The 6,396-nt window shown below is 46.1% G+C and carries 4 protein-coding genes; all 4 read left to right on the top strand.

Annotated features, from left to right (window positions below; translation table 11 throughout):
* Positions 1-174: 174 nt before the first annotated feature.
* The 4 genes from AC06MN_RS08865 (at position 175) to AC06MN_RS08850 (ending at position 6,009) form a co-directional block, all read left to right on the top strand.
* The gene (locus AC06MN_RS08865) at positions 175-2,211 is read left to right on the top strand and encodes a T9SS type A sorting domain-containing protein (protein WP_475672009.1); all 2,037 of its coding nucleotides are present in this window, start codon (positions 175-177) and stop codon (positions 2,209-2,211) included.
* 56 nt (positions 2,212-2,267) lie between these two features.
* Positions 2,268-3,263, top strand: coding sequence for a hypothetical protein (locus AC06MN_RS08860; RefSeq protein WP_475672008.1), 996 nt, complete (start codon positions 2,268-2,270; stop codon positions 3,261-3,263).
* On the top strand, positions 3,260-4,315 hold the full coding sequence (locus AC06MN_RS08855) for a T9SS type A sorting domain-containing protein (RefSeq protein ID WP_475672007.1): 1,056 nt from the start codon (positions 3,260-3,262) through the stop codon (positions 4,313-4,315). Before AC06MN_RS08860 ends, AC06MN_RS08855 begins: the two co-directional genes overlap by 4 nt.
* A 113-nt stretch (positions 4,316-4,428) precedes the next feature.
* Positions 4,429-6,009, top strand: a complete 1,581-nt coding sequence (locus tag AC06MN_RS08850) for an ATP-binding protein (protein ID WP_475672006.1) — start codon at positions 4,429-4,431, stop codon at positions 6,007-6,009.
* The last annotated feature ends 387 nt before the right edge of the window (positions 6,010-6,396 follow it).

The following is a 6,396-nucleotide window of genomic DNA, read 5'->3' as shown; positions in this document are numbered from 1 at the left end:
TGCCTCAAGACGCATCGTGGGGTAAGGGGATTTTGTGCAACGGAAACACCTAAATGCCATTCCCTACGGCCTGAAGGCATCTTCCCGGCCTGCTACTTTGGAACTCATTACTCTTGCAGATCGGTTGCGGATTTAAGGTTTTTGCAAAATCATAAACATCAAACACTTTCAACTATGAAAAGACATTTATTGTTTCTACTTGCTGCCTTGATTTCGGCGACAGTTGTGGCACAAAACCGCGAAATGCTATTCCAGGAGTTTTTCGATGGCAGCTCGATGCCGACGGGCTGGACGGTAACAGGTTTAGGCACCTCAAACTGGTCGATTTCTGCCACCAATAATGCTGGCGGAAATCCTAATGAACTGATGCTCAACTGGGAACCTTCGTTCGAAGGACTTTCAAGAATGGTGTTTCCAGCCATCGATTTGACGGGCGTGGCAGGCGTTACCTTTTCGTTCAAGCATTATCTCGACAATTTCCATAATCCAAGCGACCTTGGCGTGGCGACCTCTTCCGATGGCGGAGTCACTTGGAACGAATGTTGGCGCGAAAGTTTCTCAACCACAGGTATCTACACGAAAAGCCTTGATATTGTCAATGACGATATGGGCAAGCCGAATGTGCAGTTTTGCATTTTCTATGAAGGCAACAGCATAAGCATGAATTACTGGTATTTTGATGATATCAGTATTTACACCAACACTAATTTTGACCTTGGCATCAATGTGATTAATGTGCCGGAACACATCGCTTGTGGCGACCACAGCATCGGAATGCAGGTGACCAACTACGGCATTACCGAAATCACTTCCATTGAAGCAAGTTACCAAATTGACAATCAAGAACCTATAATTGAAGTTTTCAATTTAAACATTCCTTCATTGGAAACGGCTATGTTGGATTTTGCCGCGCCAGCCAACTTCATGCCAGGCCAAAGCGTGGTGAAAATGGAACTTCTTCAAGTGAACGGAACCCATGACGACGATGCGTCCGACGATGTCTTGGAAAAGGAAATCAATGTCAGTTTGGGCTTTGCGGAAAGGATACCGATGATAGAGCATTTTTCGGCATCAACCTGCTATCCATGCGTGCAGGTCAACACGGCCATGAATGAGTTTTGCGCTGCACACCCCGACAAGTTCACCTACGTGAAATATGTCACCGATTTCCCTTATCCAGGCGATCCGTATTTCACACAGGAAGGCTATGCCAGACAATACCACTATAACGTGACAGGCGTTCCGCAGGTGTTTTTCGATGGTGCTGAAACAGTCTCGGCTACGCCAAATGAAGATGAGTTCAACAGTCATCACAATATGATGGCTCCTTTCGACATCCGTGGCGCTTTCCATTCCGAAGGCAGCATGATATATGTTTCACTCGATGTCATGCCATACGCCGACATGTATGGTTTGACGATTTATGTTTCTGTCAATGAGAAGACTACAACGGGAAATGTTGGCACCAACGGCGAAACCGAATTCCACCACGTCATGATGAAAATGCTGCCCAATGCTGACGGAACGCCCATGACTTTCAGGGCCGGAGAAAAAGAGCATCTTGATTTCAATTACGACATGACGGCTACTTTCGTCGAGGAAATGAACGATTTGGAAGTTGCTGTTTGGATTGAAGACTATGCCGCACATTACATCTATAACAGCCATTTCCTTTATGAAACGGAAAACTACCCTTATCCTGTTGAAAACCTGATATTAACAGAAAACGAATCAGGCGAGGAAAACCTGATGAGCGTTTCGTGGGATATGCCTGCCGACGGCAATCCGGTCGGTTATAATGTTTTTGTGAACGGCAATCTGGTAGCAGCACAAATTACCGAAATGGAATATACTTTTGCTTCTGATTTCGGCAAATTCTATATCGTTGAAGTTCAAGCTGTTTATGATAATGATAACACATCCGTGAAACAACTTGTTACCAAAATCAACACTTGGATGATTGCGGAAAACATGGCTGATGAAGTACGGTTGTTTCCAAATCCAACCCAAGGTTTTGTCTCCGTTCAGGCTACGGCGACCATTCAAAATGCTGCCGTTTTCGATATGCTGGGAAATCTGATAAATACAGTCAAAGTCAATGGCAAGACTTTTGAAATGGATTTCACCGGTTTTAACAATGGCGTGTATTTCATCAAATTGCAGGCAACTGACGGAAAGAGTCAGGTTTGCAGGGTTGTGGTCACGCACTAAGGCATAATGGAAAATGACAACTTTAACGATTTAATGATAATAAACACTAATTCAATATGAAAAAAACATTCATCCTTTTTGCCATGCTGTTTTCGGCAACACTCATGGCACAAACCCGAAATGTCATTTTGCAAGAAACTTTCGATGGCGCTTCTTATCCGGAAGGTTGGCATGTAACCCAAGACGGTTTCAGCAATTGGTCGATTGCATCAACGACCTACGCCGGCGGAACGCCTAACGAACTCAATCTCTGCTGGAGTCCTTATTTTTCATCGCCTACGCGCATGGTTTTCAATGCTCTTGACTTGACAGGCGTTTCTGAAGTCACTTTTTCCTTCAACCATTATGTGACGCATGTGACCCAGCCTTGCACCGTTTCCATCGAAACTTCCTCAAATGGCGGCAGCACCTGGAACCGTTGTTTTTCGAGAGTCGTCGATTATGACCAAATCATGCTTTATGAGGAAAGTTTCGACATCGCCAATGCCGATATGGGACAACCTAATGTGCTGTTTTCCATTTATGTAGAACCTTATTTCAGCAGCACTTATTTTGATGACTGGTATTTCGACAACATTTTCATCATCGGCGAACAAAGCAGCGATATGCTTGACTTGGGCATCAGTACCATCAATGTTGGGGATGAAATTGCCGCAGGCGACAAAACCATCGGCATGATGGTCAGGAATTTTGGCACGCTTGACATTACTTCCGTTGAGGCAAGTTATCAGATTGATGACAATCAGCCTGTTGCTGAGACTTTTTCGGTGAACATTCCGCCAATGGAAGCTGCCGATTTAAGTTTTGCGCAACTTGCCAATCTTGCTCCGGGCAATTATACTTTGAGTCTGGAAATCCTCAGCGTGAATGGCACTACCGATGATGACACCGGCGATGACCATGCTGAAAAAGACCTTGCCGTCAATTTGGGATTTGCTCAGAAAACACCTTTGTTAGAAGTGTTTTCTTCATCGAATTGTGAACCTTGCGCCCCGCTTAATGCCGAAATGCAGGCACTTTGCGATAACAATCCGGGTAAATATCCTACGTGAAATACTGCATGAATGTTCCATACGACCCCTATTATTCGTTCGATGTCACCCTCCGTGGCAACCATTTGCCGCCTCACCGCGAGGTGCCTTTTGCCCCGTTTGTCTACATGGATTGTGAAGGTTTTATGAATTACGCACCTACACAAGAGGCTTTTGACGTGCATTACAATACGCTTTCGCTAGTCGAAATCCGAGGTGCTTTTCACACCGAAGGCACAATGGTCTTTGTTTCCGTCGACCTTATGTCGTACATGGATTTGGTGGGTGCAACGGTTTATGTATCTGTCAATGAAAAGATTACGACAGGAAATGTCGGTTCTAATGGCGAGACGGAATTTCATCACGTCATGATGAAGATGCTGCCCGACGGCAATGGCAAGCCGATAAACCTCAGTCAAGGCGAAACCCTGCATTTGGATTACGACTACGACATGTCGACGACTTTTGTCGAGGAAATGGACGATTTGGAAGTAGTCGTTTGGGTGGAGGAACCTGGCGTGGAAAATGCGCTGAACAGCCATTTCATGTATGAAACCATCGAACATCCTTATCCTGTTGAAAACCTTATTCTTATGAAAGACGGAACGACTTTCAAGGCATCGTGGAATGTTGCCGAAGGTGCCAATCCAACGGGTTACAATGTCACGCTGAATGGTGCTTTGGTCGTTGAAAACGGTTCGGCTACCGAATATGTTTTTAACGAAGAAAGCGGAAAATTCTATGTCATTGAAGTTCAGGCGGTTTATGGAAATGATATAGTTTCCGTAAAACGCATCATTACGAGTTACGAGATTTTGGCGGTTGCCGAAAACGAAGCCATGGATTGCAAGGTATTTCCAAATCCTACGCACAACCGCGTTTCCGTTCAGACTACAGCAACTATCCAAAATGCAGCCGTTTACGATATGCAAGGAAATCTGATAAATACAGTCAAAGTCAACGGCAAGACTTTTGAAATGAATTTCGCTGATTTTGACAATGGCGTGTATTTCATCAAGTTACAGGCAACTGATGGAAACAGTCAGGTTTGCAGGGTCGTCGTCACGCACTAAGGCATAATGGAAAATGACAACTTTGATGACTAAACAATTGTCCAAAAACGACATTGCATTATGATTTGGTAATTATTTTTTATTTTTGCAGTGTCAATAAAAAGCTGGGCAACATGGCACTATCGAAACGCATCTACACGGCAGGGCGCTCGGATTTCAAGATGATCCGCGAGAGGAACTGCATCTATGTCGACAAGACGGAACTGGTCTACGACCTCACGCACGAGTCGCAGTATGTCTTCCTGAGCCGCCCTCGACGGTTCGGCAAGACGCTGCTTTGCAGCACCTTGCAGTATTACTTTGAAGGCCGGAAGGAGCTTTTCGAGGGACTCCGCATGGCCGAGTTGGAGACGGAATGGAAACATTACCCCGTGATGAGGTTCGACATCAGCGCGTGCAAGAATCAGGCCGATATGGCTGGCGTTGTACGGAGCCTTGAACTCTATCTGGAACGTTATGAAAAGCTGTATGGCAGGAACGAAAACGAGAACTCGCCGGGCAAACGGTTGGCGGGCCTGATAGAACGCTCCCACGAGCAGACGGGGCTGCCCGCAGTCGTCATCATCGACGAATACGATTCGGTGCTGCTCGAATACTTAGACAAGCCGGGGCAGCTTGAGGAAGTGCGGCGCATCCTTCAGGAGTTCTACCAGACGCTGAAAATCTGCGATGCGCACTTGCAGTTTGCCTTCATCACGGGCATCACGAAGTTCTCTCAGCTCTCCATCTTCTCGACCATCAACAACCTGCGGAACATTTCGATGAAGCCGAAATACGCAGCCTTGTGCGGCTTCACGGAAGAGGAGCTAAATGCGGTTTTCGACCCCGACGTGGCAATGCTGGCCACCCAATACGGCTGTAGCAAGGACGAGATGTACGCCAAGCTGAAGCAGAAATACGACGGCTATTATTTCACAAGCGCGTCTCAGAATGTCTACAACCCTTTCAGCCTCACCAATGCCTTTATGGATATGGACCTGTCCGACTACTGGTTCACGAGCGGCACGCCGAACTACCTGTTTTCACAGATGAAGCGCTTCAACACCAACGTGCTGAGCCTTTCGCAGCTTGAGGTCTCGGCCAATGAGTTCGATGTTCCTACCGAGGCCATGACAACGGCCTTGCCTTTGCTTTATCAGTTAGGTTATCTTACCATTAAGAATTATAGGTTTGCTTCCGACAAATATGTGCTTGATTTTCCGAATGCCGAGGTGAAGGTCGGTTTCTTGCAGAATTTCATGCAGACCATGCTGAAGATAAACGCTTATCCTGACAGTTTCGCTGGTGACTTCTACGCCCATCTGCTGCGCCATGAGACGGATGCCGCCATGCAGGACATGAAGGTGTTCTTCGCCTCCATACCCTATTTGGAGAACGGTAGTCGTGAACTCGACGACCTGACGAAATTAGAAGCCTACTACGAGGTGATATTTTTCATTGTGTTCTCGGTGATCAATTGCCGTACCTACACGCAGGTGAAGTCGGTGCGGGGGTGCTGCGACGTGGTGGTCTTCCTGCCCGATGCGACCTATGTGATGGAGTTGAAGATAGACCGTCCGGCAGCCGAGGCTCTGGAGCAGATTGACACGAAAGGCTACGCCATACCCTACGCGGCGGAAGGGAAACGCATCGTGAAAAACGGTGTCTCGTTTTCATCCGCTTCGCGCACGGTGGAGGATTATCTGATAAAGTAAGATGCAATGTCTCCATATTTACCACAGGCAGCCCTTGCCTTTTCCATTGCTTTTTAGCTGAAATTGCAAGACATTCAGATTCTTAGTGGTGAAAGCTATACAATCACTTTGAACTGCGGTGAGGAAGGAGTACTGATACCAACTGATGATAAAGGAATTGAATTCTTCTTTGTAGCATTCCCTGTCCCTGTGAAGAAACTGGATATCAAATTCTATCAAGGAGAAACACTTGTGGCAACTATTAATTTAAGGGCTGTTCTATAAATTAACTTACTAATAATTAGTTATTTAGTTTGATATTTCAGCAGGAAATCGTACCTTTGCAGTAGAAATCATACGGAATCATGCAGAAAACTACTACATACCGCAAGCCGATGGGCGAGAACC

The organism is Candidatus Limimorpha sp. (assembly GCF_056203535.1).
The sequence above is the reverse complement of the archived record's forward strand: the minus strand, read 5'-3'. Positions and strand labels throughout refer to the sequence as shown.

What these genes read in the sequence shown, in the direction of transcription:
- AC06MN_RS08850 (WP_475672006.1), top strand. Translation starts at nt 4,429, where the DNA reads ATGGCACTATCGAAACGCATCTACACGGCAGGGCGCTCGGATTTCAAG.
- AC06MN_RS08860 (WP_475672008.1), top strand. Translation starts at nt 2,268, where the DNA reads ATGAAAAAAACATTCATCCTTTTTGCCATGCTGTTTTCGGCAACACTC.
- AC06MN_RS08865 (WP_475672009.1), top strand. Translation starts at nt 175, where the DNA reads ATGAAAAGACATTTATTGTTTCTACTTGCTGCCTTGATTTCGGCGACA.